Source organism: Janibacter limosus NBRC 16128 (assembly GCF_001570985.1).
In the GTDB taxonomy this organism is placed as follows: Bacteria; Actinomycetota; Actinomycetes; order Actinomycetales; family Dermatophilaceae; genus Janibacter; species Janibacter limosus.
This window is the reverse complement of sequence record NZ_BCSS01000001.1, coordinates 18363-43033: the sequence shown is the minus strand read 5'-3', so window position 1 is coordinate 43033 and position 24671 is coordinate 18363. Positions and strand designations below refer to the sequence as shown.

The following is a 24671-nucleotide window of genomic DNA, read 5'->3' as shown; positions in this document are numbered from 1 at the left end:
CCGCGACATGACGAAGGGAGGAGCCGCACCGAGGTGAGGCTCCTCCCTTCGTCAGTCGGTCAGTCTTCGCCGAGGTAGGCCTTGCGGACCTCGTCGCTGTGCAGCAGGTCGTGACCGGTGCCCTCGGTGACGATCTTGCCGACCTCGAGCACGTAGCCCGTGGTCGCCAGTCGCAGAGCAGCGCGCGCATTCTGCTCCACGAGCAGGATCGTCGTGCCCTGCGCCTGCAGGGTCTTCACCGTGGCCATGATCTTTTTCATCATGATCGGCGAGAGGCCCATCGAGGGCTCGTCGAGCATGAGCAGCTTGGGCCGGGAGAGCATCGCTCGGCCCATGGCGAGCATCTGCTGCTCACCACCGGAGAAGGTTCCGGCCGGCTGGTTGCTGCGCTCACCCAGGATCGGGAAGAGCTCGTAGGCCGCCTGGATGTCCTTGTTGATCTCCTTGTCCCGGCGCCCGAAGGCCCCCAGGCGCAGGTTTTCCTCCACGCTCATCTTGGGGAAGATGCGCCGACCCTCGGGGGAGTGGGCCAAGCCCATGGTGACGATCTCGTGCGCGGGCATGCTGTCGATCCGCTTGCCCTGGAAGGAGATCTCACCACCGCTGGGACGCAGCAGGCCAGAGATCGTGCGCAGGGTGGTCGTCTTGCCCGCACCGTTGGTCCCGATGAGGGTGACGACCTCTCCTTCGTCGACGGTGAAGGAGATGCCCTTGACCGCGATGATCTTGCCGTAGGAGACCTCCAGGTCCTTGACCTCGAGCATGGCGCTCATCGCTTGTCCTCCGTGTCCTCGGCGCTGTCAACCGGCGCGCTGAAGGCCGTCTCGACCTCGAGCGGCGCCACCTCGTCGTCTTCGTCGTCAGCCGCACCGATGTAGGCCTCGATGACCCGGTGGTCCGACTGCACCTCGCCGGGAGTGCCCTGGACGAGCACCTCTCCCCGCACGAGGCAGAGGACGCGGTCGCAGAGGTTGAAGATGAAGCGCATGTCGTGCTCGATGACCACGACGGCCAGGCCGGAGTCGCGGATCTTGAAGATCAGCGCCATGGCCTGCTCGGTCTCCTTGGGGTTCATCCCCGCGGTCGGCTCGTCGAGCAGCAGCACCTTGGGATCGGTCGCGAGAGCGCGCGCGATCTCGAGGCGACGCTGGTCGCCGTAGGGCATGTTGCGAGCCAACAGGTGAGCGCTGGCCCCCAGCCCCACGTACTTGAGCAGCTCGTGGGCCTTGGCCGTCGTCTCCGCCTCTTCGCGGCGGAACTTCGGACCCCGGATGATCGAGGTGAAGGCTCCGGAGGAGGTGCGGCAGAAGCGGCCGACCATGACGTTCTCGAGCGCCGTCATGTTGCCGAAGAGGCGGATGTTCTGGAAGGTGCGAGCCATCCCCGCCTTGACCACGGCGCGGGGCTTCGGCGGGATCGTCGTGCCGAAGAGCGAGACCCGACCTTCGGTGGGCTTGTACATCCCGGTGAGGCAGTTGAAGAAAGTCGTCTTGCCCGCACCATTGGGTCCGATGAGGCCGACGATCTCGCCCTCGCGCACCTCCATCGACACATCGCCGACGGCGACGAGGCCGCCGAAGCGCATCGTGACATTGCGGGCATCGAGGATGACCTTGGCCTCGCCCGTCGCCTCGGCGTCGGACGGTGTGACGGTCGCGGTGCTCACTTGGCTGCCTCCAGCTCGTCGATGACCACTGTCTCGGCCAACTCCTCGTCGTCGTCATGGAACTCCAGCTGACGCCGCTTGCTCGCGATGAGCCCCTCGGGCCGCACCCGCATCATGATGACCAGCACGAGGCCGAACATCAGGAGGCGGTAGTCGTCGAGGAAGCGCAGCTTCTCCGGGAGGAACTTCAGGATCGCGGCGCCGACGAGGACGCCGCCGACCGTGCCCATGCCGCCGAGGACGACGGCAGCGAGCAGGAAGGCCGACTCGAGGAAGATGTAGCTGTCCGGAGAGACGGCCTGGTCCATGTGGGCCTTGACCGTCCCCGCCATGCCGGCGAGTGATGCACCGCCGGCGAAGGCCAGGATCTTGAGTCCGAAGACGTTGACGCCCATCGCCTCGGCCGCCCGCTCGTCCTCGCGGATGGCCACCCAACCACGACCGATGCGGGAGTTGTTGAGGTGACTGAAGACGACGATGACGAAGACGATGAGGGCGATCAGCACGAAGTAGTAGTTGCCGGCCCGCGGGATGTCGATGCCCAGGATGTTGTGGGTCTGGCCGAAGTTGAACCCGAAGAAGTTCAGGTCCGGGATGGCGTTGATGCCGTTGGACCCACGGGTGATCATCGGGCCGGACTGGCCATCGAGGTTGAACATCGCCAGCCGGAAGATCTCGCCGAAGGCGAGGGTCACGATGGCCAGGTAGTCACCGGAGACCCGCAGCGTGGGGGAGCCGATGATCAGACCGAGGATGCTCGAGACGATGCCACCGATGAGCATCACGACGAGGAAGGGTGGCTTCCACCCGATCGTCGCGAAGGCCGAGTACGACATCGTCGCACCCACATAGGCGCCGGCGCCGAGGAAGGCGATGTATCCGAGGTCGAGCAGACCGGCCAGACCGACGACGATGTTCAGGCCCAACGCGGTGGCGGCGAAGATCAGGACGTTGCCGGCGATGTTGAGGTTGGCCTCCGAGCCGCCCTGCGTGAAGGGGAAGGCGAGGACGACGACGAAGGTCGCGAGCATGAAGACCCGGTGATGACGCATCGTGACGCCACCGATCCAGGAGGTGATGTTGGACCGGGTCGCCGTCAAGGTCACGCCGATGAGCATGCCGACGAGCAGCACGAGCACCCAGGGGTCGGCCTGCTTGAGGGCGTACTGGGCCGTGTAGAGCCCGACTCCGACGAGGAGGGTGATGACGACGATCTCGAGCCAGGCCGGCAGCGCGACCTCGGCCGGGTCGAGGACCTTGGTCTCCGGTCGCAGGTAGCCGCCAGCCGTGACGAGGAGCCCACCGACGAGAGCGATCCACACGCCCTCGTTGGCGTTGATGAGACCACCGGTCTCGTGCGTGATGGCCACGAGCGCGACTGCGGCGAAGAGCGCGGCGGTGACACCGATCGTGCGCAGTCCACGGGCGGCGTCGATGTGCTCGGCCCAGCGGTGCAGTGGTCCGGCCGCGACGAGCGCGAGGAGCAGCGCGAGCACGCCCATGACGATGGCGTACACCTGCAGGGTGACCGGCCAGAAGCGGACCGAGATGTCCCCCAGGATCGCCTCGTAGCTCCAGGACAGGAGTCCGGAGAGGATGAGGAGGACGGAGCCGGCCATCGCGAGGATGCCAGCGAGACGGGGATTGCGGGACAGCGTGCTCATGCGCGGTCCACCACCTTTGCGCCCATGATTCCTTGGGGCCTGAAGACGAGAACGAGGATGAGGATCGAGAAGGCCCAGATGTCCTTCCACGGGGAGCCACCGGGCATGTACTGGATGGCCATCGACTCGAGGATCCCGAGGACCAGGCCACCGACGACGGCGCCCTGGATGTTGCCGATGCCCCCGAGGACGGCGGCCGTGAAGGCCTTGAGCCCGTAGATGAAGCCCATCTTGAAGTTGATGTTGGTCGTCTGCAGGCCGTAGGCGACACCGGCGACGGCCGCGAGGGCCGCACCGATCGCGAAGGCCGTGACGATGATCCGGTCGACGTTGATGCCCATGAGTCGAGCGGTGTCCGGGTCCTGCGAGACCGCCTGCATCGCGCGTCCGCTACGGGTGCGGTTGATGTAGTACCAGAGCCCGATGGCGCTGATGACCAGGCAGGCCATGGTGAAGATTGCGGGCCGCTGCAGGATGATCCCGCCGAGGTCGAAGGACTCGCCGGAGATGCCGTCGACCTGGGGGAAGACGACCTTCTGCTTGGCCGAGGGGAAGTCGAAGGGGTTGACATTCGAGATGAAGAGCGTCGGGTCGTTGTACCCGACCCGGACAAGCTCCTGCAGGAAGACCGAGATGCCGATGGCGGTGATGAGCGGAGCCAGGCGTGGTGCATTGCGCAGCGGGCGGTAGGCGATCCGCTCCATGATGACGGCCACCGCGACGGCCGCGGCGACGGCGCCGATGAGGATGAGGGGCAGGGTCCACAAGGCGGTCTGACCCGGGAAGAGGATCAGCGATGTGGAGAGTGCCCCGAAGGCGCCGATCATGAAGATCTCGCCGTGGGCGAAGTTGATGAGCTGGATGATGCCGTAGACGACGGTGTAGCCGACGGCGATGAGTGCATACAGGGACCCGATGGTCAGACCGTTGACGATCTGCTGGGCGACTAGTTCCACGTGTCCTCCTGGGACGTGACCAAAGGTCGTGTGGTCACCACGTGTCGGGGGAAGTGTCGAGAGGTGTGTCGACTGACGTCGAGGGTGGCGTGCTCGCCGTTGGGGTGGGGAGGCATGACGCCCCCCCACCCCAACGGCTGGTCCGACCTGGCGGTCAGATCAGATCGATCACTTGAACTCTTCGGTGTTGACGGCCGCCCACTCGTTGCCCTTGACCTCGTAGACGGTGAGGATGCGGGTCGTGGTGTCGCCGTACTCGTCGAAGGCGACCTTGCCGGTGACGCCGTCGAAGGAGACGTCCTTCATGGCGTCGATGGTGCCCTGGCGGGCGTCCTCGACCGTCTCGGCGTCCTTGAGGGAGACCTTCATCGCCTCGATGAGCGCGGTGCCGGCGTCGTAGGCGTAGGCACCGTAGGCCTCAGCGGGGTCGCTGTAGCCAGCGGTCTCGTAGTCCTCGAGGAACTTCTTGCCCGCGTCGAGGCTCTCGGTCGGGGCGCCCACGGAGGTCGCCAGGTCGCCGACGGCGTTCTTGCCGGCGAGCTTGACGTACTCGCCGGAGAAGATGCCGTCACCACCCATGAGCGGGACGTCGAGGCCGCCGGCCTTCATCTGCTGGCTCAGCGGTGCGGCCTGCGGGTACTCGCCGCCGTAGTAGACCGCCTTGGGCTTCTTGGCCTTCAGCGAGGAGACGACCGCGGAGAACTTGTCCTCGTCCGGGTTGATCGTCTCGGCGGCGACGATCTTGCCACCCAGCTTCTTGTACTCCGCGGTGAAGGCGTCGACGAGACCCTGGCCGTAGGTCTTCTTGTCGTGGACCGTGGCGAGCTCCTTGATGCCGGCCTTCTCGTACAGGTAACGCGCAGCGAAGGGCCCCTGGACGTCGTCCGTGGTGCAGGTGCGGAAGTAGCTGTCGTAGACGCGCTCGGGGGCCTCGGCGGGCTTCGCGCCGCGGCTGAGCGTCGGGTTGGTGTTGGCCGGGGAGACCATGGTGATCTTCGCCTTGTCGAGGATCGGCTGGACCGGTCCGGCGACGGACGAGTTCAGGCTGCCCACGACGCCGATGACGTCCTTGTCGGAGGCGAGCTTGGAGGCGGCGTTCTTGCCGACCTCGGGCTTGCCCTCGTCATCCTCGGGAACGACCTCGATCTTCCAGTCGCCGAGATCACCGGACTCGTTGGCCTGCTTGGCGGCGAGCTCGACGGAGTGCTGGATGCCAAGACCGAGGGCGGAGAGGTCACCGGAGAGCGGCGAGATGACGCCGATCTTGACGACCTTGTCGCTGCTGTCGCCTCCGTCGCCAGAGCCGCCGCCGTCACCGCCGCGGGTTCCGCATGCGGTCAAGGCCATGGATGCGACGAGGAGCGTCGCACCGGTTGAGATGACGGAACGCCTATTCACGTGTCCTCCTGATTAGGGGTCTGGCCATGCGGCCGCGGCCAGCGACTTCGGTGTCGCAGGCTGTGGAGGGAATGTAGGCCTGTTGGACGCGAGATCGGTCTCAGTTGGCAAGACCGTATCCGGCTCGTTACCAAGTCCTGAAGATCTGTCCTCGGGGCAGGAGGGTGGGACGATGACACTGTTTCCCCCACGCACGTGCCCAGGAGGCCACCATGACGACCACCCGCCGGAGCGCCATCTGTCTCGCAGCCTGCCTCGGCGGGACGAGCGCGCTGAGCTCCTGCTCGTCCGAGGACGATGCCGACACGGGGGAGGGCGCCGCCGTGCGGGTCCCGGCGAGCGAGGTGCCCCAGGGCGGGGGCCTCGTCCGGGGTCAGGTCGTCATCACCCAGCCCGTGGCCGGAGACTTCAAGGCCTTCGCCGCGCGCTGTCCCCACCAAGGCTGTGCTGTCGACCAGGTGACGACCGAGTCGATCGTCTGTCCCTGCCACGGCAGCCAGTTCGCGCTGGCCGACGGGTCCGTGCTGCAGGGCCCAGCCGCCGAGGGACTGACCGTGCGGACCGCGACCGTCGACGGCACTGACGTGGTCGTCTCGTAGGCTCGGAGGGTGGCAGACCCGGCAACCTACCGACCCGCTCCGGGGTCGATCCCGACAGACCCCGGTGTCTATCGATTCCGCGACGAGCACGGCCGGGTCATCTACGTCGGGAAGGCCAAGTCGCTGCGCTCACGTCTGTCCTCGTACTTCCAGGACATCTCCGCCCTCCATCCCAGGACCTCCCGGATGGTGCGCACCGGTGCGAGCGTGGAGTGGACGGTGGTCTCCACCGAGGTGGAGGCCCTGCAGCTGGAGTACGCCTGGATCAAGGAGTACGACCCGCGGTTCAACGTCAAGTACCGCGACGACAAGTCCTATCCCTATCTCGCGGTGACGATGGGTGAGGAGTTTCCTCGGGCCCAGGTCCTGCGCGGTGCCAAGCGCAAGGGGACGCGCTACTTCGGTCCGTACACGCATGCGTGGGCGATCCGCGAGACGCTCGACCTACTGCTGCGGGTCTTCCCGGTGCGCACGTGCAGCAAGGGAGTCTTCAAGCGGGCCGAGCAGTCCGGCCGCCCCTGCCTGCTCGGCTACATCGACAAGTGCTCTGCACCGTGCGTGGGACGGGTGAGCGAGCAGGAGCATCGGGCGCTGGCCCGAGAGCTGTGCGACTTCCTCGCCGGGGACACGGCCCGCTTCGTGCGCCGCCTCGAGCGTGAGATGCGGAGCGCGGCCGCGGACCTGGACTTCGAGCAGGCGGCGCGTCTGCGCGACGATGTCGCCGCCTTGACCAAGGCCTTGGAGAAGTCGGCGGTCGTCCTTTCCGACGGGACCGACGCCGACATCTTCGCCCTCGCCGACGACGAGCTCGAGGTCGCCATCCAGGTCTTCCACGTCCGCGGGGGACGCATCCGCGGTCAGCGCGGATGGGTCGCCGAAAAGGACGCCGAGGACCTGCCCGAGCTGGTCGAGCACCTGCTCCAGCAGGTCTACGGCGGCGAAGGGGGCGAGAGCGTCCCCCGGGAGGTCCTCGTGCCCGTGCTGCCCCCTGATGCGGATCAGGTTGCCGTGTGGCTCAGCGAGAGGCGGGGCAGCGGATCCACCGTGCGCGTGCCGCAGCGTGGTGACAAGCGGGCCCTCATGGAGACGGTTGCCCGCAATGCCCAGCAGTCCCTTGCTCGGCACAAGGTGGCCCGGGCCGGCGACCTCACGGCGCGCAGTCAGGCCCTCCAGGAGCTGCAGGAGGCCCTCGGGCTGGACGACGCCCCCCTGCGCATCGAGGGCTACGACATCAGCCATGTGCAGGGCAGCGATGTCGTCGGCTCGATGGTCGTCTTCGAGGATGGACTCGTCCGCAAGGGGGAGTACCGTCGCTTCATCGTGCGCGGCGATGTCGACGGGCGCACCGATGACACGGCCGCGATGCACGAGGTCCTCAGCCGCCGCTTCCAACGGCACGTGAAGGACCGCGAGCGCGAGGCGACCGACCCCGACACGGGAGAGGCACGCCGCTTCGCCTACCCGCCCAACCTCGTCGTCGTCGACGGCGGTGCCCCCCAGGTCGCGGCTGCCCAGCAGGTCCTCGACGAGCTGGGCGTCGACGACGTGGCTCTCGTGGGCCTGGCCAAGCGTCTCGAGGAGGTCTGGCTCCCCGGTGACGACCACCCGGTGATCCTCCCGCGCACCAGCGAGGCGCTCTACCTCCTGCAGCGTCTGCGCGACGAGTCGCACCGCTTCGCCAACACCTTCCACAGGGAACGCCGCAGCAAGTCGATGACCCGCAGCGCGCTCGACGGGATCCCCGGCCTCGGCGACGCTCGGCGGGGTGCGCTCCTGGCCCGTTTCGGCTCCGTCAAGCGCATCAGGGCGGCGAGCGCGGAGGAGCTCGCGACGACCACGGGCATCGGACCTGCACTCGCGGAGAGGATTGCGGCAGAGTTGGCCGCAGAGACCACAGCACCCGCCGTGAACCTCACCACCGGTGAGGTCCTCGACGAAGGAGACCCGACGTGAGCGCTACCGAGACCGTCCAGCTGCCCGGACCCGAGATCGTCGTCGTGACCGGTATGAGCGGCGCCGGCCGCTCGACGGTGGGCAAGGTCATGGAGGACCAGGGGTGGTACGTCATCGACAACCTGCCCGTCAGCCTCCTGCCGGACCTGCTGCAGGTCTCTGCGGAGCGTGAGGGCAAGCTCGTCGGCGACAGCCCGATCGAGCGCATCGGCATCGTGCTCAACGTGCGTGCACAGGGCTTCGACACCCTCACCGAGTCGATCCGCCTGCTCAAGGAGCGCGGCTGGCGCACGCACCTGATCTTCCTCGATGCCACCAACGAGGCCCTGGTCCGCCGCTTCGAGAGCGTGCGGCGACCGCACCCCCTCCAGGGCGCTGGACGGTTGCTGGATGCGATCGTGCGTGAGCGTGAGGTCCTGGCCGACGTCCGGGCGACGGCCGAGAGCGTCGTGGACACCTCAGGGCTCAACGTCCACCAGCTCGGCCGCAAGATCAGCCCCCTCTTCATGACCGACGAGCGTTCCGAGCGACTGCGCCTGGCCGTCCTGTCGTTCGGCTTCAAGTACGGTGTCCCGCTCGACGCCGACTTCGTCTTCGACATGCGCTTCCTGCCCAACCCCTTCTGGGTGCCCGAGCTGCGTCCGTACACGGGACGGGAGACCCAGGTCGCGCAGTTCGTCCTCTCCCAGCCGGGGGCCCAGGAGTTCATCGAGGGTGTCGAGACCCTCATGGAGCCGGTCATCGCGGGATATCTGCGGGAGAGCCGCCGCTATGTGACCCTCGCCGTCGGGTGCACGGGCGGCAAGCACCGCTCGGTCGCCATCGCGGAGGCCGTCGCAGCGCGGCTCGCCTCCGACGAGGTCACCACCTTCGTCGTCCACCGTGATCTGGGACAGGAGTGACCGTGGTGGATGCCCTTCGATCCGCGCGGGTCGTCGCCCTCGGCGGTGGGCACGGGTTGGCCGCCAGCCTGTCCGCCCTTCGCCTCGTCTGCGAGCAGGTGACCGCCATCGTCACCGTGGCGGACAACGGTGGCTCCTCCGGTCGCCTGCGTGACGACTACGACGTCCTGCCGCCGGGGGATCTGCGGATGGCACTCACGGCGCTGTGCGATGACAGCGAGTGGGGCCAGACATGGGGCGACGTCCTGCAGCACCGCTTCACGGGTGACGGTGACCTGTCCGGCCACGCGCTGGGCAACCTGCTCATCGTCGCCCTGTGGCAGCTGCACGACGACCCGGTCACCGGCTTGGACCTGGTCGGCCGCCTGCTGAGCGCGCGGGGCCGGGTACTGCCCATGGCTGCGGTCCCGCTCGAGCTGCTGGCGGAGGTCACCGGCCTGGACCAGGCTGACCCGGCGGCTTCGACCACGGTGCGTGGTCAGGTGGCCGTCGCCCGTACCCAGGGCCTGGTGCAGTCCATCTCGCTGGTCCCTGACGACCCTCCGGCTCGACCGGAGTCGGTCGCAGCCGTGGACGAGGCCGACCACATCATCCTCGGACCGGGCTCCTGGTACACGTCGGTCCTCACGCACCTGCTGGTCCCGGAGCTGCGTGAGGCGCTGACGCGAGCGCGGGCACACAAGGTCTTGACCCTCAACCTGCAGATGCACACCGCGGAGACCCGCGGGTTCTCGGCCACTCGACACATCGAGACGCTGCACGCCCTCGCCCCCGAGCTGCGCTTCGACACGGTCTTGACCGATCCGACGACGATCGACGATCGTGATCGCCTCGTCGAGGCCTGCGGCACACTGGGGGCTGACCTGGCCGTCGCCCCGCTCGCGCGGCTCGACCGTGCCGGGGAGCATGACACGCTGCGGCTCGCCGCGGCCTATCGTGACATCCTCTCGTGACCCGGGTGACGCACGTAGCGACAGCCTGTACAGCAGACGACGTGGAAGGAACCCACCGATGGCGATGACCGACAAGGTCAAGGACGAGCTGAGTCGAGTCGAGGTGACCAAGACCTGCTGCCGCAAGGCGGAGGTCGCCAGCCTGCTCCGCTTCGCCAACGGGTTGCACCTGGTCAACCGGCGGATCGTCATCGAGGTGGAGCTCGACACGGCCCAGATCGCGCGACGCCTGCGCAAGAACATCAAGGAGCTCTACGGCTACGACTGCGACCCCATCGAACAGCTCGCCGCCGGGGGGCTGCGCAAGGGCAGCCGGTACAAGGTGCGGGTGAGCCAGGACGGTCAGGCGCTGGCACGTCAGACGGGGATCATCGACGCCGACGGGCGGCCCGTGCGCGGTCTGCCTCCTCGAGTCGTCGGGGGTTCCCAGTGCGACGCCGAGGCCGCCTGGCGTGGCGCCTTTCTCGCCCACGGGTCGCTGACCGAGCCGGGGCGCAGCTCCTCTCTCGAGATCACCTGCCCGGGGCAGGAGGCAGCGCTCGCGCTCGTCGGAGCCGCACGACGTCTGGAGATCCCGTCCAAGGCTCGCGAGGTCCGGGGGATCGACCGGGTGGTCATCCGTGACGGTGACGCCATCAGCGCGATGCTCACGCGGCTGGGTGCGCACGAGGCCGTGCTCGCCTGGGAGGAGCGCCGGATGCGCCGGGAGGTGCGGGCCACGGCCAACCGCCTGGCCAACTTCGACGACGCCAACCTGCGGCGCTCGGCACGGGCCGCCGTCGCGGCCGGCGCTCGCGTGCAGCGGGCCATGGAGATCCTCGGCGACGAGATGCCCGACCACCTGCGTGAGGCGGGGCAGTTGCGTCTGGAGCACAAGGAGGCCTCGCTCGAGGAGCTCGGTCAGCGCGCGGACCCGCCGATGACCAAGGACGCGGTGGCCGGTCGGATCCGGCGCCTGCTGGCCATGGCCGACAAGCGGGCCGAGGACGAGGGCATCCCCGGGACCGAATCCACCCTGACCTCGGACATGCTCGACGGCTGATCACGGGTGGGGCGGCCCCCGCGTACGTGATGCAGGCCATAGGGTGAAGGTGAACGGAGCCGCACCCGCGGCGATCGTGGAATCTCCCAGGGAGGCACCCCACAGTGACTGTTCGTGTAGGCATCAACGGCTTCGGCCGGATCGGCCGCAACTTCTTCCGCGCCGTCATGGCGTCAGGCGCAGACGTGGAGGTGGTGGCCTTCAACGACCTGGGGGACGACGCCACCCAAGCGCATCTGCTCCGGTACGACTCGATCCTCGGGCGTTTCCCCGGCGACGTCGAGGTCGTCGACGGCGGGATCAGCGTCGACGGGCGACTCATCACGTCATTGGCTGAGCGGGATCCCGCTGACCTGCCGTGGGACGACCTCGGCGTCGATGTCGTCATCGAGTCGACGGGTCTGTTCACCGACGGGGACGCGGCCCGCGCCCACATCACGGGCGGTGCCAAGAAGGTCATCATCTCGGCGCCCGCCAAGAACGCCGACATCACGATCGTGATGGGGGTCAACCACGACCTCTACGACGGTGCCGAGCACGCGATCATCTCCAATGCCTCGTGCACCACCAATTGTCTGGCCCCCATGGCCAAGGTGCTCAACGACGGGCTCGGGATCACCAAGGGCCTGATGACGACCATCCACGCCTACACCGCGGACCAAAATCTGCAGGACGGCCCGCACAAGGACCTGCGGCGGGCTCGCGCTGCCGGCCTCAACATCATCCCGACCTCCACCGGGGCCGCCAAGGCGGTCGCGCTGGTGCTGCCCGAACTGGAGGGCAAGCTCGACGGCTACGCCCTGCGGGTTCCGGTCCCGACCGGATCCGTCACGGACCTGACCTTCGAGGCGGCCAGGGAGACCACGGTGGACGAGGTCAACGAGATCATGCGTGCCGCGGCGACCGAGGGCCCGCTGGTGGGCAAGCTGGTCTACACGGACGACCCGATCGTGTCCAAGGACATCGAGACGGACCCCGCGAGCTGTATCTTCGACTCCGGACTGACCAAGGTCATCGGCAACCAGGTCAAGGTCGTCGGCTGGTACGACAACGAGTGGGGATACTCCAACCGCCTCGTCGATCTCGTCGTCCACGTCGGCGCATCGCTGTGAACCATCGACCGCACCACCCGAAAGGCATCCCACCCCGTGAAGACCCTCGCTGATCTCGGCGACCTGCGTGGCAAGCGCGTCCTCGTCCGCTCCGACCTCAACGTCCCGCTGGATGGGCAGACCATCACCGACGACGGGCGCATCCGAGCATCGCTGCCGACCATCACCCGTCTGACGCAGGCCGGCGCGCGCGTCGTCGTGTGTGCCCACCTCGGACGGCCCAAGGGAGCCCCGGACCCGCAGTACTCGTTGGCGCCGGTCGCCGCACGTCTCGGCGAGCTCCTCGGTGAGGATGTCGCCTTCGCCGAGGACACCGTGGGTGCCTCGGCCCGCTCGACCGTCGAGGGTCTGGAGGACGGCCAGGTCGCCCTGCTCGAGAACCTGCGCTTCAACCCCGGGGAGACGAGCAAGGACGAGGCCGAGCGCGGTGCCTTCGCCGACGAGCTCGCCGGGCTCGCCGACGCCTACGTGTCGGACGGCTTCGGAGTCGTCCACCGCGCCCAGGCCTCGGTCTTCGACATCGCCACGCGTCTGCCCGCAGCGATGGGCGGCCTCGTCCAGACCGAGGTCGACGTCCTCCAGCGGCTGACGCAGGATCCGCAGCGGCCCTATGCTGTCGTCCTCGGTGGTGCCAAGGTCAGCGACAAGCTGGGCGTCATCGACAACCTGCTCGGGACGGCCGACCGCATCCTCATCGGTGGTGGCATGGTCTTCACCTTCCTCAAGGCGCAGGGGCACGAGGTGGGCAAGAGCCTCCTCGAGGAGGACCAGCTCGACACGGTCTCGGAGTACCTCGAGCGCGCACAGCGCGATGGCGTCGACATCATCCTGCCGACGGACATCGTGGCCGCCACCGAGTTCTCCGCAGAGGCCGATCACGACGTCGTCGCTGCCGACGCGATCCCGTCCGACCGCATGGGTCTGGACATCGGCCCGGAGTCGGCTCGGCACTTCGCCGACACGCTGGCCGACTGCCGCACCGTCTTCTGGAACGGCCCGATGGGCGCCTTCGAGATGGCTCCGTACGCGGCCGGGACCGAGGCCGTGGCCAGAGCCCTGGTCGAGGCGACGCAGGGGGGAGCCCTCACCGTCGTGGGTGGCGGTGACTCCGCGGCCGCGGTGCGTCAACTCGGTTTTGGCGACAGCGACTTCGGCCACATCAGTACCGGCGGTGGCGCCAGCCTCGAGTACCTCGAGGGCAAGGACCTGCCGGGACTGTCCGTCTTCGAGGATGAGGAGGGCTGACATGGCCCCGGCACGTACCCCGCTCATGGCGGGCAACTGGAAGATGAACCTCGACCACCTCCAGGGCACCCACCTGGTCCAAAAGCTCGATTGGACCCTGCGTGACGCCAAGCACGACGTCGCCAGCGTCGAAGTCGTCGTCCTGCCTCCCTTCACCGACCTCCGGTCGGTCCAGACCCTCGTGGAGGGCGACCGGTTGGCATTGCGCTACGGCGCCCAGGACCTCAGCCCCCACGACTCCGGTGCCTACACCGGTGACATCTCGGGTGCCTTCCTCGCCAAGCTCGGGTGCACCTATGTCACGGTGGGCCACAGCGAGCGCCGCGACGGCCACGGAGAGAGCGACGAGGTCGTCGCGGGCAAGGCCGTCGCGGCCTACCGCCACGGCATCGTGCCGATCGTCTGCGTGGGCGAGGGCCTCGAGGTGCGTCAGGCCGGCGAGCACGTCGACCACGTGCTGGCCCAGATCGAGGGAAGCCTGGCCGGCATCACCCCGGAGCAGGCGCAGACGCTCGTCGTCGCCTACGAGCCCGTGTGGGCCATCGGCACCGGTGAGGTCGCGACTCCTGAGGACGCTCAAGAAGTCTGCGCGGCCATCCGCGGCAAGCTCGCACAGATCTACTCGTCCGAGACGGCCGACAGGGTGCGCGTCCTCTACGGCGGCTCGGTGAAGTCGGGCAACATCGCCTCGATCATGGCCGGCGCTGATGTCGATGGCGCCCTCGTCGGCGGTGCCTCCTTGCAGCCTGAGGAGTTCGCCTCCATCTGCCGCTACCAGCAGCACCTCACCGCCTGACCGTGTTGAGCAGCCTCGCGGGGTATCCTGACGCGGGCGCTGCCACCACGGTGGCACCCGGACCGAATGACCCGACCGACAAGGACCTGATCGCGTGAACGCCGTCCGCATCGGACTGCAGGTGATCCTCGTGATCACCGGCCTGATCCTCACCCTGCTCATCCTCATGCACAAGGGGAAGGGCGGTGGCATGTCCGAGATGTTTGGTGGCGGCATGTCAGCGTCCCTGGGTAGTTCCTCCGTCGCCGAGCGCAACCTCTCCAGGTTCACCGTGATCATGGGACTGATCTGGTTCACGGCCATCGTCGGCATCGGCCTCCTCGACCGCTTCGACGCCTGACGCGTCACTCACACACCAGGAGCTCGCATGGCAGGTGGCAGCGCGATCCGCGGTAGCCGTATCGGCGCCGGACCCATGGGCGAGGCTGAGCGTGGCGACGCCGCCCCGCGAGCCTTCGTCACGTACTGGTGTGCCAACGGCCACGAGGTCACGCCGTCCTTCTCGGTCGATGCCAGCGTGGAGATCCCTGCGCAGTGGCCGTGCAAGCGCTGCGGCCTGCCCGCGGGGCAGGACAAGGACAACCCGCCGGCAGCTCCGACCGCGGAGGTCTACAAGACCCACCTCGCCTACGTCAAGGAGCGTCGCTCCGACACCGAGGGCGAGGCCATCCTCGACGAACGTCTGGGTGAGCTGCGCGACCGCGGCCTGATCCAGTGACCTGCTGACCACAGCACGGACGAAGGGCGGTACCTCCTGATGGAGGTGCCGCCCTTCGTCCGTCTGGCCGGGTCAGGTCAGCAGCGAGGCTGCGGCTTCGTCGACCAGCCACAGGGTGCGCTCGAGACCACGGACCTGCGCCGCGGTGCTCTGCTGGGCCGGCGCGCCGACGACTGCGTGCATCACGGCGTCCGCCTTGTCAGCGCCGGCCACGACGAACCAGACCTGACGGGAGTTGCCCAGACAGGTGAGCGTGATCGACACCCGGTCCGGTGGCGGCTTGGGGGAGTCGTGCACCGCGACCGCGAGGGCATCGTCGGTCAGCTGGGCCGGGTGCCCGGGGAAGAGGGAGGCGACGTGTCCGTCGGGGCCGACCCCGAGCAGGACGATGTCCCACATCCCCGCGCCGTGGTCGCGCAGGGCCTGCTCGTACGCTGCGGCAGCTTCCTCCGCCGACCTCGAGGTGTCCGGTCCCGCGACCCGATGGACGTGCTCCGGGAGCAAGCCCAGTCGGGTCAGGCCCGCGCGGTCGTTCTGCGTGTCATTGCGGTCAGCGTCGCCGGCGGGCAGATACCGCTCATCGCCCCACCAGACGTGCACACGGGACCAGTCCACGATCTGTCTCTGCGGGTGCTCAGCCAGGGCGGCGACGAGCGCTGAGCCCATCGAGCCGCCGGTCAGCGCCACGTGCGCAGCGCCTCGCTCCACGACAGCCTCCTGCACTGCAGCGAGGAGCCGACCGCCCGCCATGGCAGCCACGCCGGCCGCGTCCGGGTGGATCAGGACGAGCGGTCCGGCCCCGCTCATGCCGGGTCGGTGGTGTCGAGACGGTCGAGCACCGCGGTCTTGACGGCCTCGGTGCTCGAGCTCGCGTCTTCGGGCGCAGCCTCCACCATGGCGCTGCGCAGGGCCTTCTTGGACGAGTCAACGAGCTGCTCTGCCGCCCGTCGGGCCTCGCTGGGCGAGGGGACGAGACCGTCCTCGACGGCATCGGTCATCGTCATCCGACGCCGGGTGACCTTGGGCAGGCCACGGGTGAGGGCGTCCTCGTAGACCTCGTCGGGGTCCAGACGGCGCAGCTCGTCGGCCAGGCACTCGGCATCGGAGCGCGGGGCGAGCGCGATCGCCCGACGGGGCTGGCCGGCCTGGTCGAGTGTCGCCGTGTCCTCGGCGAGCGGTCGCACGAGGTCGATCGGCCCCGAGGCCCGCTCCAGACGCACGCTGACGATCCCGGATCCCGAGCGGGAGCGGACGAGGGAGACCGGGCACCGTAGGCGGTGCTGCAACCATCCGGCCAGCAGGTCGGCCGACGGGGAGTCCTCGCCGCCGACAACCGTCGCTGCGGTGACCTGCTCGAAGGGAGGCCCATCGAGCGTCGTGGCCAGCAGACCACGCCAGAGCGTGATCCGGCTCCAGGCAAGGTCGGTGTCGCCCGGTGCGTAGGTGCGGGCCAGCCGCTTCAGGGTCGCCGAGGTCCCTTCAGCAGCAGCGCAGTCGGTGATCCGGCGCTGGGCCATGGCCCCGACGGGGTCGGCGGCCGGGTCCTTGGGTGCCTCGGTGGGCCACCAGGCGACGACGGGTGAGTCGGGCAGCATGAGCGGCGTGGCGACGCTGCGGGCGTGCCGGGTGAGCTCCCCGTAGAGACGCAGGACGACCACCTCGGATGCGCCGGCATCGCCACCGACCCGGATCTGGGCATCGAGACGCGCCTTGCCACGCGAGTTGGCGATGATCACGCAGATGATCCGCGCAGGATGCTGGTGGCTCGCCGAGTTGGCGACCGCCAGCGCATCCTCGGCGTCGTCCTCGGGGACGACGAGCACGAGGGTGAGCACGCGGCTGAGGGCCATGGCCCCCACGTCCCCACGGATCTCGATGAGGCGCTGGCTGATCGCCGACGTGCTGGCGTTGGGCAGATCGACGATCACGGCATCCTCCAGCTGCGTCCGTCACGCTGCATCATCGTGTCGGCCGAGGGTGGTCCCCAGGTGCCGGCGCCGTACTGCTCGACGCGACCCTTCTGCTTGCTCCAGTAGCGCTCGATCGGGTCGAGGATCTTCCAGGAGAGCTCGACCTCCTCGTGACGGGGGAAGAGCGGCGGGTCGCCCAGCAGGACGTCGAGGATGAGGCGTTCGTAGGCCTCCGGACTCGACTCCGTGAAGGCTCGCCCATAGCCGAAGTCCATCGTCACGTCGCGGACCTCCATCTGGTTGCCCGGGACCTTGGCGCCGAAACGCATGGTCACCCCTTCGTCGGGCTGGACCCTGATGACGACGGCGTTCTGGCCCAGCTCCTCCGTCTCGGTGTCGTTGAAGGGAAGGTGCGGTGCCCTCTTGAAGACGACGGCGATCTCGGTCACCCGGCGACCGAGGCGCTTGCCGGTGCGCAGGTAGAAGGGCACCCCGGCCCATCGGCGGGTGTCGATGTCCAGCCGCAGGGCCGCATAGGTCTCGGTCGTCGAGTCGGCAGCCACACCGTCCTCATCGAGGTAGCCGATGACCTTGTCGCCGCCCTGCCAGCCTGCCGCGTACTGGCCGCGGACGGTCCCGCGGCCGAGGTCGTCGGGGACACGGACCGCCTCCAGCACCTTTTCCTTCTCTGCACGTAGAGCACCCGCGGCGAAGCTGGTCGGCTCCTCCATCGCGGTGAGGGCGAGCAGCTGGAGGAGGTGGTTCTGGATGACATCACGCGCGGCACCGATGCCGTCGTAGTAGCCTGCCCGGCCACCGATGCCGATGTCCTCGGCCATGGTGATCTGCACGTGGTCCACGTAGTGGCTGTTCCACACCGGCTCGAACATCTGGTTGGCGAAGCGCAGGGCCAGGAGGTTTTGCACCGTCTCCTTGCCCAGGTAGTGGTCGATGCGGAAGATCGAGTCCGGCGGGAAGACCTCCTCGACGATCGCATTGAGCTCCTGGGCGCTCGTGAGGTCGTGGCCGAAGGGCTTTTCGATGACGACTCGTCGCCACGCGTCCTGGGTGCCGGTGGCCAGGCCGGAGCGCTGCAGCTGCTGGCAGACGGTGGAGAAGAAGCCAGGCGGGATCGAGAGGTAGAAGGCGTGGTTGCCTCCGGTGCCGCGCTGCTCGTCGAGCTCGCGCACGGTCTGCGCCAGGAGGTCGAAGGCGTCGTCGTCGTCGAAGGTGCCCGGCACGAAGCGAAAGCCCTCGGACAGGCTGCGCCAGACCTCCTCGCGGAAGGGAGTGCGGGCGTGCGCCCGGACGGCGTCGTAGACGACCTTGCCGAAGTCCTGATCGGCCCAGTCGCGTCGCGCGAAGCCCACGAGAGAGAAGCCCGGCGGCAGCAGGCCACGGTTGGCCAGGTCGTAGATCGCCGGCATGAGCTTCTTGCGGGCGAGGTCACCCGTCACTCCGAAGAGCACGAGGCTGCACGGGCCGGCGATGCGCGGCAGTCGCTTGTCCCGCGGGTCACGCAGCGGGTTGGTCTCGGCCGTGACGCGCGCTGGGCTCATGCCCGGCCACCGCGCAGGGCCTCGGCGACCCGGGCCAGCCCGGCGTCGTGCTCGGTGAGGTGCAGGACGAGCACCGGTCGTCCGTGGTCGGCGAGCACCTGCGCGTCGCCACCCGACTGGGCCGAGATGAACTCACCGAGCGTGAAGTCACGCCCGGGGACCGGCAGGTCCTCCCGCGGAGCATCGGTGATCTGGATGTAGACACCGGTCTCCGGTCCGCCCTTGTGGTACTGACCGGTGGAGTGCAGGAACCGCGGACCCCAGCCAAAGGTCACGGGACGCTGCACCCGCTCGGCAAGTGCATCAGCGACCTCGGCCAAGGGGGCATCGGCCTCCCGATCGAGATAGGCCATGACGGCCACGTAGCCGTGCTCGCGATCGAGCTGGGCCAGAAGTGCCTCGACTGCTGCCTCGACCGTGTCCGCGCCCGCCAGCCAGTCGCCACCGAGGTGAGCGATGGTCACCGGGCCGTCCGCCACGTCGGCGGTGGCCGTGGTGGCTCCGTCGCCGGACATCAGGTCGCGAGCTGCCTGCTTGGCGCTCTCCACATCGGGCTGGTCGAAGGGGTTGATCTCGAGGAGCCGGCCGGCGACCGCAGTCGCTGTCTCCCACAGGAGGAACTGCGCGCCGAGGGATCCACCGACATCAACGGTCGAGGGGGCTTCGGGGATGGCCTCGTCGCCGTCGTCGGGCACGAGGCGCACGATGGTGGCGTCTGCCGGGGGAGTGGTGCGGCCGGGGGAGTCCAGCACGACCGGGAGGAGTCCCTTGCCGTGCTTGCCCGTCGACTCGGCGATGAGCTGTTCGGCCCAGTCACCCAGACCCCGAGCGGTGGTGCCGTGATCGACGAGATAGAGCTTGTCGCGCAGCGGCGTGGTCCCGCCGATCGCGGCGCCGAGGCGCAGCGCCGGATTGGCCTCGTCGTCCTCGGCGAGGAGGTCAGCGACCGACTCGGCCTCGTCGAGGAGCGCCTCGATGTCCGCGCCGGCGAGTCCCGAGGGGACCAGACCGAAGGCGGTGAGTGCGGAGTAGCGGCCACCCACGTCGGGGTCCGCCGTGACGACCCGCTGGCCCTTGGACCGAGCATCCTCCTCGAGGGGGCTGCCGGGGTCGGTGACCACGACGATCCGCTGCGCGGCGTCGATGCCCGCATCGGCGAAGGCCTGCTCGAAGATCCGGCGCTGGCTGTCGGTCTCGACCGTGGACCCTGACTTGCTCGAGACGACCACGACGGTGCGCTCCAGCTCGACTGCGGCAGCGCGCACCTGGTCCGGGTGGCTCGAGTCGAGGACGACGAGGGGGACCCCGGCCGTGGCACAGATGACCTCGGGTGCGAGCGAGGAGCCGCCCATGCCGCACAGGACGACGCGGTCGACGCCCTGTTCGCGCAGCTGCTCGCGCAGGGCGGACACCTCGCCGACGAGGTGGCGCGAGGTGCGGGCCAGGCGTACCCAGGACAGTCGCTTGCCCGCCTCGTCTTCAGCGGCCGCGCCCCACAAGGTCGCATCCTGCTCGAAGATGCGGCCCGCGACGCGGTCGGCCACGAGCGTCGGGACGTGCTGCGCCACGGCATCTGCCGCGGCGCCGGCAGCGGCGACCGACAGGCTGGTCACTTGGACGCCGCCTTCGCCAGCTCCGTCTCGACCCCGCCGAGGACCTCGGCCCAGGCCTTCTCGAACTTTTCCACGCCCTCCTGCTCGAGCTTGGCGGTGACCTCGGTGTAGCTGATGCCCAGGTCGTCCAGGGCATCGAGGACCTGCTGCGACTCCGCGTAGGTGCCGGTCACCGCATCGCCGGTGACCTCACCGTGGTCGATGGTCGCGTCGAGCGTCTTCTCCGGCATGGTGTTGACGGTGTTGTCGGCCACCAGCTCGGTGACATAGAGGGTGTCCGGGTACGCCGGGTCCTTGACGCCGGTGGAGGCCCACAGCGGACGCTGGCGGCGTCCCCCTTCGGCCTCGAGGCGCTGCCAGCGCTGCGTGGCGAAGACCTCTTCGTAGGCCTGGTAGGCGAGCCGGGCGTTGGCCAGACCCGCCTTGCCCCGCAGGGCCTTGGCCTCGTCCGTGCCGATCTCGTCCAGTCGTCCGTCGATCTCGCTGTCGACGCGCGAGACGAAGAAGGACGCGACCGAGTGGATCGTGGAGATGTCCTTGCCGGCGGTCAGGGCCTGCTCGATGCCCTCGACGAAGGCATTCATCACGGCGCGGTAGCGCTCCAGGCTGAAGATCAACGTGACATTGACACTGATGCCTTCGGCGAGCGTCGCGGTGATGGCCGGCAGGCCCGCCTCGGTCGCGGGGATCTTGATGTAGACCTGCGGCCGGTCCACCGTCTCGGAGAGCTGCTTGGCGACGACGGCGGTCTGGTCCGCGTCCTGGGCCAGGCGGGGGTCGACCTCGATGGAGACCCGTCCGTCGACGCCGTCGGTGGCCTCGTAGATCGGCGCGAAGAGGTCGCACGCCTCGCGCACGTCGTCCGTGGTCAGGGCGAAGACGACCTCGTCCACGGTCTTGCCCTCGGCGGCCAGCTGGGTCAGCTGCTCGGTGTAGGCGTCGCCGTCGGCCAGTGCGGCCTGAAAGATCGAGGGGTTGGTCGTCACGCCGACGATCCCGCTCGTGTTGATGAGTTGCTGCAGGTTGCCCGAGCGCAGGCGCTCACGGCTGAGGTCGTCGAGCCAGACCGAGACTCCGGCCTCGCGCAGCGCGGCGATGGGTGCAGGTGCGGTGGGCAGCTGTGCCATGTCGATCATCCCTTCGCGTTCTTGATGGACGCCTTGGCCGCCTTGACGACGGCAGCCGGCGTGATGCCGAACTTGTCGTAGAGGGTCCCGGCGTCTGCCGAGGCACCGAAGTGGTCGATGGCGACGCTCTCACCGGCGTCACCGATGATGTCGCGCCAGCCGAAGGGAGTCGCCGCCTCGACGGACACGCGGGCCCGCACCGCAGCCGGGAGGACCTTGTCCTTGTACGCCTTGCTCTGCTGGTCGAACCACTCGCGGCAGGGCATCGAGACCACGCGGGTGCCGACCTTGGCCTTCTCCAGGGTGGCCCGTGCCTCCATGGCGATGGCGACCTCGGTGCCGGTGGCGACGAGGATGACGTCGGGGACATCGGTCGACGACTCGGCGAGGACATAGGCGCCCTTGGCTGCTCCCTTCGCCGCAGCGAACTCGGACCGGTCGATCGTCGGTGTGCCCTGGCGGGAGAGGGCGAGCGCCGCGGTCGAGGTGTTCTTGAGGATCTGGCCCCAGCAGACGCTGACCTCGTTGGCGTCGGCGGGACGCACGACGTCGAGCCCGGGCATCGCACGCAGCGCGGCGAGGTGCTCGATCGGCTGGTGGGTCGGACCGTCCTCGCCGAGGCCGATCGAGTCGTGCGTCCACACATAGGTCACGGGCAGCTGCTGCAGCGCAGCGAGCCGGACCGCGGGGCGCATGTAGTCGGAGAAGACGAGGAAGGTGCCGCCGTACACACGGGTCAGACCCTCCAGGGCGATGCCGTTCATGGCCATGCCCATCCCGTTTTCGCGGATGCCGAAGTGGAGGGTGCGGCCGTACTCGTTGCCCTTCCACGTGTTGGTCTGCTTGCCCTTGGGGATGAAGGAGGGCTCGCCCTCCATCGTCGTGTTGTTGGAGCCGGCGAGGTCGGCCGAGCCGCCCCACAGCTCCGGCATGACGTCGGCGAGGGCGGTCAGCACCTTGCCCGACGCAGCGCGGGTGGCGATGCCCTTGTCGGAGGCCTCGAAGGTCGGCAGTGCCTTGTCGAGGCCGGCGGGCAGCTTGCCCGCGACGATCCGGTCGAGCATCTCTGCCCGGTCCGGGTTGGCCTTGCGCCATGCCGTGAACTTCTTGTCCCACTCCTTGTGGGCGGCCTTGCCGCGCTTCGTGACCTCGCGGGTGTGGTCGAGGACGGCCTTCTCGACCGGGAAGTTCTTCTTCGGGTCGAAGCCGAGCAGCTCCTTGGTCGCCGCGACCTCGTCCGCGCCGAGCGCGGAGCCGTGCGAGGCGCCGGTGTCCTGCTTGGTGGGAGCCGGCCACGCGATGATCGTGTGGAGGACGATCAGGGTCGGCGCCTTGGTGTTCTTCTTCGCCTGCTGGGTCGCGGCGTAGAGCGCGTCGACGTCCTCGACGTAGGCACTGCCGTCGCCGGTCTTGCGCCAGTCGACGTCGATGACCTCCCAGCCGTAGGCCCGGTAGCGCGCACCCACGTCCTCGGTGAAGGCGATGTCGGTGTCGTCCTCGATGGAGATCTGGTTGGCGTCGTAGATGACGTTGAGGTTGCCGAGCTCCTGGTGGCCGGCGAGCGAGCTGCCCTCCGCGGAGACGCCCTCCTGCAGGTCACCGTCGGAGGCGAGGCACCAGATCGTGTGGTCGAAGGGGGAGGTCCCCGCCTTGGCCTCGGGGTCGAAGAGCCCGCGCTGGCGACGCTGCGCCATCGCCATGCCGACGGCGGAGGCGATGCCGGACCCGAGCGGACCGGTGGTGATCTCGACACCGGGCGTGTGGTGGACCTCCGGGTGGCCGGGGGTCAACGAGCCCCAGGTGCGCAGCGCCTTGAGGTCGCTCAGCTCGAGGCCGTAGCCGGAGAGGAAGAGCTGCACGTACTGCGTCAGGGACGAGTGCCCGATGGACAGCACGAAGCGGTCGCGCCCCAGCCAGGTGGGGTCGGACGGGTCATGCGTCATGACCTGCTGGTAGAGCAGGTAGGCGACCGGGGAGAGGCTCATCGCCGTCCCGGGGTGACCACTGCCGCACTCCTGCACGGCATCCGCCGCGAGCAGGCGGCCCAGGTCGACCGCGCGGACGTCCAGGTCCTTCCAGCCGGCCTTCTTGGCGACCGGCATCGGCAGGTCGGAGGAGCGGGAGGAGGTCCCGGCCTTGCCAGCGGGGTTCGCGGAGGCCACGGTGCGAGTGGTGCCCTTGGGGGCAGCGCTGCTGGCTGCCTTCTTCGCGGGAGCCTTGGGGGAGGTGTCGGTGTCCGTGCTCACGGAGGACCTTTCTGCTGCGGAGGCGTGCGTGCTCGCCACCACACTAGTGCGCGCGTGATGTGGGCGACGCCGCGTGGGGTGGGGCCCGACGGGCTCCGGGGCACGGGTAGAGTGGGCCACAGGCCAGCGCCCCGCGCGGCCCGACCCCACCCCTTCGGCAAAGGCAGTCCGTGACCACTCTCGAGTCGACGCGCGAGCTGTCGCCGGCGACCCGTCCGTGGCGTCGCACCGTGCGTGCGTACGTCGCCCTCACGAAGCCTCGGATCATCGAGCTTCTCCTCGTGACGACGGTCCCGGTGATGTTCCTCGCCCAGCGCGGCGTCCCCTCCCTCTCGCTCATCCTGCTCACCCTCGTCGGTGGCAGCCTGAGTGCCGGGGCGGCCAACACCTTCAACATGGTCTACGACCGTGACATCGACGCGCAGATGGGTCGCACGCAGAACCGCCCGCTCGTCACCGGTGAGGCCTCCGCCCGCGGCGCGCTGATCTTCGCCTTCATCCTGACGGCTCTCGCGACAGCGTGGCTGTGGTTGCTGGTCAACCCGCTCTCGGCGATGCTCTCGCTCGCCGCGATCGTCCTCTACGCCGTCCTCTACACGATGATCCTCAAGCGTCGGACGTCGCAGAACATCGTCTGGGGCGGCATCGCCGGGTGCATGCCGACCCTCATCGGCTGGTCCGCCGTGACCAACTCCGTCGAGTGGCCCGCGATCATCCTCTTCCTCGTGATCTTCTTCTGGACTCCGCCGCACTACTGGCCGTTGTCCATCGGCTTCTCCGACGACTACGCAGCGGCCGGTGTGCCGATGCTCCCCGTCGTCCGGCAGATGACGACCGTGGCCCGCCAGATCGTCGCCTACTCGTGGGTGATGGTCCTGACCTCCCTCGCGCTCATCCCGGTGGCCGACATGGGCTGGATCTACCTCGTGGCGGCCGTCGTCTCAGGTGCGCTCTTCGTCGCCGAGGCGCACCGCCTGCTGTCGGTGGCCAAGCGAGGCGAGACCAAGCAGTCGGTCCTCAAGCCCATGCGGCTCTTCCACTTCTCGATCACGTACGTGACCTTGCTGTTCCTCGGTGTCGCGATCGATCCGCTGCTGCACTTCGCGCTGCCCGGCCTCGCCTGAGTCTTCTTTCCCTCGGGCACAGAGGTTCGGCACCACCCGCCCCCTTCGTCTGCCCGGACATCCTGCCGAAGGTTGTGTGTTGAAGTGG

The 24671-nt window shown here is 68.7% G+C and carries 22 protein-coding genes; 11 read left to right on the top strand and 11 right to left on the bottom strand.

What is annotated here, in order from left to right; genetic code table 11:
• Positions 1 to 59: 59 nt before the first annotated feature.
• From JLI01S_RS00205 to JLI01S_RS00185, 5 genes are all read right to left on the bottom strand, one after another.
• Positions 60 to 764, bottom strand: coding sequence for an ABC transporter ATP-binding protein (locus JLI01S_RS00205; protein WP_245634475.1), 705 nt, complete (start codon positions 762 to 764; stop codon positions 60 to 62).
• A 5-nt stretch (positions 765 to 769) separates the two neighbouring features.
• Entirely contained in the window at positions 770 to 1666 is an 897-nt protein-coding gene (locus tag JLI01S_RS00200; RefSeq protein WP_068258360.1) for an ABC transporter ATP-binding protein, read from the bottom strand.
• The gene (locus tag JLI01S_RS00195) at positions 1663 to 3330 is read right to left on the bottom strand and encodes a branched-chain amino acid ABC transporter permease (protein ID WP_068258358.1); all 1668 of its coding nucleotides are present in this window, start codon (positions 3328 to 3330) and stop codon (positions 1663 to 1665) included. Before JLI01S_RS00195 ends, JLI01S_RS00200 begins: the two co-directional genes overlap by 4 nt.
• The gene (locus JLI01S_RS00190) at positions 3327 to 4286 is read right to left on the bottom strand and encodes a branched-chain amino acid ABC transporter permease (RefSeq protein ID WP_068258354.1); all 960 of its coding nucleotides are present in this window, start codon (positions 4284 to 4286) and stop codon (positions 3327 to 3329) included. The genes JLI01S_RS00195 and JLI01S_RS00190 overlap by 4 nt, the downstream gene beginning before the upstream one ends.
• 168 nt (positions 4287 to 4454) lie before the next feature.
• Entirely contained in the window at positions 4455 to 5633 is a 1179-nt protein-coding gene (locus tag JLI01S_RS00185; RefSeq protein WP_174521296.1) for a branched-chain amino acid ABC transporter substrate-binding protein, read from the bottom strand.
• 263 nt (positions 5634 to 5896) lie between these two features.
• On the opposite strand from JLI01S_RS00185, the gene JLI01S_RS00180 reads away from it, so the two are divergent.
• The 10 genes from JLI01S_RS00180 to JLI01S_RS00135 all read left to right on the top strand — a co-directional run bounded on the left by JLI01S_RS00180 (position 5897) and on the right by JLI01S_RS00135 (position 15004).
• Positions 5897 to 6283: a Rieske (2Fe-2S) protein gene (locus JLI01S_RS00180; protein ID WP_068258350.1), complete on the top strand. Its 387-nt coding sequence runs from the start codon at positions 5897 to 5899 to the stop codon at positions 6281 to 6283.
• A gap of 9 nt (positions 6284 to 6292) precedes the next feature.
• A complete protein-coding gene (gene uvrC / locus JLI01S_RS00175; protein ID WP_068258348.1) occupies positions 6293 to 8236 on the top strand; it encodes an excinuclease ABC subunit UvrC in 1944 nt (647 codons plus the stop codon).
• A complete protein-coding gene (rapZ, locus tag JLI01S_RS00170; RefSeq protein ID WP_068258346.1) occupies positions 8233 to 9138 on the top strand; it encodes an RNase adapter RapZ in 906 nt (301 codons plus the stop codon). The genes uvrC and rapZ overlap by 4 nt, the downstream gene beginning before the upstream one ends.
• A gap of 2 nt (positions 9139 to 9140) precedes the next feature.
• Positions 9141 to 10091 carry a gluconeogenesis factor YvcK family protein gene (locus JLI01S_RS00165; RefSeq protein WP_068258344.1) on the top strand — a complete coding sequence of 317 codons (951 nt, stop codon included), beginning with the start codon at positions 9141 to 9143 and terminating at the stop codon, positions 10089 to 10091.
• Positions 10092 to 10149: 58 nt separating this feature from the next.
• On the top strand, positions 10150 to 11133 hold the full coding sequence (gene whiA / locus JLI01S_RS00160; protein ID WP_068258342.1) for a DNA-binding protein WhiA: 984 nt from the start codon (positions 10150 to 10152) through the stop codon (positions 11131 to 11133).
• Between the two features lie 104 nt (positions 11134 to 11237).
• Positions 11238 to 12245, top strand: coding sequence for a type I glyceraldehyde-3-phosphate dehydrogenase (gene gap / locus JLI01S_RS00155; RefSeq protein ID WP_068258340.1), 1008 nt, complete (start codon positions 11238 to 11240; stop codon positions 12243 to 12245).
• Positions 12246 to 12281: 36 nt separating this feature from the next.
• Positions 12282 to 13490, top strand: a complete 1209-nt coding sequence (locus JLI01S_RS00150) for a phosphoglycerate kinase (RefSeq protein ID WP_068258338.1) — start codon at positions 12282 to 12284, stop codon at positions 13488 to 13490.
• A gap of 1 nt (position 13491) precedes the next feature.
• A complete protein-coding gene (gene tpiA / locus JLI01S_RS00145; RefSeq protein ID WP_068258337.1) occupies positions 13492 to 14286 on the top strand; it encodes a triose-phosphate isomerase in 795 nt (264 codons plus the stop codon).
• A gap of 94 nt (positions 14287 to 14380) precedes the next feature.
• On the top strand, positions 14381 to 14626 hold the full coding sequence (gene secG, locus JLI01S_RS00140) for a preprotein translocase subunit SecG (RefSeq protein ID WP_068258336.1): 246 nt from the start codon (positions 14381 to 14383) through the stop codon (positions 14624 to 14626).
• 27 nt (positions 14627 to 14653) lie between these two features.
• On the top strand, positions 14654 to 15004 hold the full coding sequence (locus JLI01S_RS00135) for an RNA polymerase-binding protein RbpA (RefSeq protein WP_068258334.1): 351 nt from the start codon (positions 14654 to 14656) through the stop codon (positions 15002 to 15004).
• A 72-nt stretch (positions 15005 to 15076) separates the two neighbouring features.
• Here JLI01S_RS00135 and pgl read toward each other — a convergent pair whose 3' ends face one another.
• The 6 genes from pgl to tkt are packed head-to-tail and all read right to left on the bottom strand — an operon-like array spanning position 15077 to position 23315.
• Positions 15077 to 15811: a 6-phosphogluconolactonase gene (gene pgl / locus JLI01S_RS00130; protein WP_068258332.1), complete on the bottom strand. Its 735-nt coding sequence runs from the start codon at positions 15809 to 15811 to the stop codon at positions 15077 to 15079.
• On the bottom strand, positions 15808 to 16932 hold the full coding sequence (locus JLI01S_RS00125; protein ID WP_068258330.1) for a glucose-6-phosphate dehydrogenase assembly protein OpcA: 1125 nt from the start codon (positions 16930 to 16932) through the stop codon (positions 15808 to 15810). The genes pgl and JLI01S_RS00125 overlap by 4 nt, the downstream gene beginning before the upstream one ends.
• Positions 16929 to 18473, bottom strand: a complete 1545-nt coding sequence (gene zwf, locus JLI01S_RS00120) for a glucose-6-phosphate dehydrogenase (RefSeq protein WP_068258328.1) — start codon at positions 18471 to 18473, stop codon at positions 16929 to 16931. The genes JLI01S_RS00125 and zwf overlap by 4 nt, the downstream gene beginning before the upstream one ends.
• Positions 18470 to 20086: a glucose-6-phosphate isomerase gene (locus JLI01S_RS00115; RefSeq protein WP_068258324.1), complete on the bottom strand. Its 1617-nt coding sequence runs from the start codon at positions 20084 to 20086 to the stop codon at positions 18470 to 18472. Before JLI01S_RS00115 ends, zwf begins: the two co-directional genes overlap by 4 nt.
• Entirely contained in the window at positions 20083 to 21222 is a 1140-nt protein-coding gene (tal, locus tag JLI01S_RS00110; protein WP_068258323.1) for a transaldolase, read from the bottom strand. The genes JLI01S_RS00115 and tal overlap by 4 nt, the downstream gene beginning before the upstream one ends.
• Positions 21219 to 23315, bottom strand: coding sequence for a transketolase (tkt, locus tag JLI01S_RS00105; protein ID WP_068258578.1), 2097 nt, complete (start codon positions 23313 to 23315; stop codon positions 21219 to 21221). Before tkt ends, tal begins: the two co-directional genes overlap by 4 nt.
• A gap of 314 nt (positions 23316 to 23629) precedes the next feature.
• Between tkt and JLI01S_RS00100 the strand changes: the two genes are divergently transcribed.
• A complete protein-coding gene (locus JLI01S_RS00100; protein ID WP_068258319.1) occupies positions 23630 to 24583 on the top strand; it encodes a heme o synthase in 954 nt (317 codons plus the stop codon).
• Positions 24584 to 24671: the final 88 nt, after the last annotated feature.